This window comes from Elusimicrobiaceae bacterium (genome assembly GCA_017528825.1).
Lineage (GTDB): Bacteria > Elusimicrobiota > Elusimicrobia > Elusimicrobiales > Elusimicrobiaceae > Avelusimicrobium.
Genome location: JAFXOI010000034.1, coordinates 1 through 3,136, shown reverse-complemented (window position 1 = coordinate 3,136; position 3,136 = coordinate 1). Strand labels below are relative to the sequence as shown.

Below are 3,136 nucleotides of genomic sequence, written 5' to 3'. Positions count from 1 at the left end.
CCTCTATTTTTGGCAAATATCTATATGTTCTAGTTGAAGAAATAGCTGATGACTCTAGATTACCTGTAAAAGTATCAAAAGAATTTGAACTTATTGATCGCTTATTGTCTGATTTAACAGTATATTTATATTTTTTTATAGGAAACAATTTATATTCATTATCCATTATATTTTTAATATCTTTACATATAGAATTAAGTAAATTATTATATTGAATCATTATTATATTTGGATCATTAAAAATATATATATTTACTATTTTCTCAATTAATTCTATTCTTAGAGAATGATGACAATTTGTTTTAAAAAAACAATTTATAAAATCATATTTTGGAATTAATCCATCACCATGTCTATCAATTAATTTCATATTTTTAAGCAATAAATTTTTATTGTTATATATAGATTCTAAAATATCTTGAGAGACTTTTAGTCCATATAAGTCTTGTATAGGATAATTTCTATAATATCTCTGATCAACATCAAATTCATCTTTTTTTTGTGGTGTATTTAAAAATAAATCTTCTCTTGGAGTATCTCTAATATCTCTTTTTATATCTATTCCCATATTTTCTTTTAACCACTGATCTCCTGAAGGCATTATTTTAGTTATAACTGCCATTTTTGGCCTTGTTTCTCTTTCCATTTTATCTATATCAGAAATATTTCTACATGGTTGTTCAGCACTATCTTTTGTATCCATAAATAATTTTAAATTTTTTTTTAAATGATATAATTTTTGAGTTTGTAATGAAGTTCCTTTATAAATATCATCATTGAATCTCATTCCAAATATATTATTTCTTAATATAAAAATACCTAAATATTTCATTTCTTTTTGAATAAATATTCCTCTTCTGATTTGATCACCTAAAGTTTTTATCATAGATGATATTATATTTGAACATTCATCTTTTGATAAATTTGTACCATAACTTATTTTAGAATAATTTATTTTAACTGTTGGAATATTATTATTTAAAGGTTGAGTATAATATAATAAACCACTTTTTTCTGTATATATTCCTGGTTTTAAATAATCTATAAATTCTTTACTTACAATAAATACTGGTCTACGTCTTTTTATGTCTCTTTCATATTCATTTGTTGTTCCTTCAAGACTATATTCAATATTAGAAAAAGTAAAATTTCCAAAACCTTTTATGAATGTCCCTTTACCAGATTGGTAATTTTCTACTATATAACGAGATAAATTTTCCCAACATTTATCAATTAAGTCTTGAGGATAGCAAGATAAAATATCTTTCAAAGAAATTCCTCCCCATTTATTAAAAGAATTATATCCTATCAAATTTATAGAATTTGTTAATCAATCGCGGTTAATGACAGAAGACAATATGAATAGTTATAAAGAACGTTTTTTAAAATACGATTTTATCAGATACCTTAATAGTCTATGCTATATCTATCACAACATAGATATAAATAAAAAATAATTCTTTTTTATCCACTACGACAAAAAAGCCGCCTGTTACGCCAATAACAGACGGCCAAGGGCTTTTTCTATGCCCAGGAAGGGGCTATTATGCCAGTAAAATCTTATATTGATAAAAACGGAAAGAAAAGATATTACGCCAGCTTTTACTTTACAAGCCACACCGGGGAACGGATAAAGAAAAAGAAAGAAGGATTCCAAACATCTGCCGCGGCCAAACAATGGGAAAAGGAATTTTTGGAAAAGGCAAACGGAAGCGCAAACATGGCCTTTAAAAACCTGTGTGAAATTTATCTGAAGGACTGCAAGGCACGATTAAAACCAACCACTTACCGAGGGAAAGAATATTTATTTAAAGATAAAGTGATTCCCTTTTTTAAGGACACTCCCATAACAGACATCACCCCGGCTATGATCCGCAGCTGGCAGAATAAACTACTGTCTCACGATCCGGCCTACACACAAACCTATATAAAGACCTGTAATAACCAAATGTCAGCCCTTTTTAATTATGCTGTGAGATATTACGGTTTGAATACAAACCCGGTACATATTGCCGGAACGATTGGAAAAAAGCACTCCGGGCGCCTGGACTTCTGGACGGTAACCGATTTTAAAAAGTTTATGCTTTCCCTGCCAGATACTGCCGCCACGTTCCGTATAGCTTTCGAATTGCTCTTTTATACCGGCTGCCGTTCTGGGGAAATGCTGGCCCTTACTGTGGCAGATTTTGACGCTGCCGCCGCCACGATAGATATTAATAAAAATTTTGCACACCTTGACGGAAAAGATTATATCATGCCGCCTAAAACGCCAAAGGCAAAGCGCATTATCACACTGCCGCCTATTGTCGCCCAACATTTGCAAAATTATATTAATTCTATGTATGATCCGCAGCCCGGGGAACGTCTTTTTCCCATGCTGAATAAATATAGTTTAGCAAAAATGTTAAAACGCACTGCCGCAGCCGCCGGAATTAAACAAATCCGTGTTCACGATCTCCGTCACTCACACGCCAGCCTGCTTATTGAGTTAGGCTTTCCCCCGTTGTTAATCAGTGAACGCCTGGGACATGAAAACATAGAAACCACGTTGCAGATTTATAGCCACCTTTACCCAAATAAGGCCGAAGAAGTCGCTGCCAAACTTAACAAATTTTTATAAACGTTATAAACTGTTTTAAAAAAATAGTACGATTTTAGTACGATTCCAAAAAGATAATCCCCGGAACGCCTGTTATTTTCAGTGTTCCGGGGATTCTGTTATTTATTCCCATTCAATCGTCGCCGGCGGCTTGCTGGTAATATCATACACAATGCGGTTGACACCCTCTACTTCGTTGACAATGCGCCTTGAGATGGTATCCAGCACACTGTAGGGAATGTGGGCCCAGTCGCTGGTCATACCGTCAGTAGACAACACGGCCCGCAGCGCCACAGTGTAGCTGTAGGTGCGTCCGTCTCCCATGACGCCCACGCTGTGAATGTTGGGCAAGCAGGCAAAATACTGCCAGATGGTACGGTCCAGCCTGGCATTGGCAATCTCCTCCCGGAAGATGGCGTCCGCCTCTCTGGTAATCTTCAGTTTTTCTTCCGTCACTTCCCCCAGCACACGGATGGCCAGACCCGGTCCCGGGAAAGGCTGCCGCCACACCAGTTCTTCAGGGATACCCAGCTCGAT

General features: G+C 35.0%; 3 protein-coding genes. 1 reads left to right on the top strand and 2 read right to left on the bottom strand.

Features of this window, described 5'->3' with window-relative positions:
* Window positions 1-1,270: DUF4496 domain-containing protein (locus IKN49_06065; GenBank protein MBR3632603.1), on the bottom strand; the 1,270-nt coding region annotated here is incomplete at its 3' end.
* Window positions 1,271-1,546: 276 nt separating this feature from the next.
* Here IKN49_06065 and IKN49_06060 point away from each other — a divergent pair.
* Window positions 1,547-2,620, top strand: a complete 1,074-nt coding sequence (locus tag IKN49_06060; GenBank protein MBR3632602.1) for a site-specific integrase — start codon at window positions 1,547-1,549, stop codon at window positions 2,618-2,620.
* 102 nt (window positions 2,621-2,722) lie between these two features.
* On the opposite strand, the gene IKN49_06055 is transcribed toward IKN49_06060, so the two are convergent.
* A partial coding sequence (locus IKN49_06055; GenBank protein MBR3632601.1) for a GMP synthase (glutamine-hydrolyzing) occupies window positions 2,723-3,136 on the bottom strand: 414 nt, incomplete at its 5' end.

Excerpts from the sequence above, each read along its gene's own strand:
- IKN49_06060 (MBR3632602.1), top strand. The coding sequence starts at position 1,547 with ATGCCAGTAAAATCTTATATTGATAAAAACGGAAAGAAAAGATATTAC.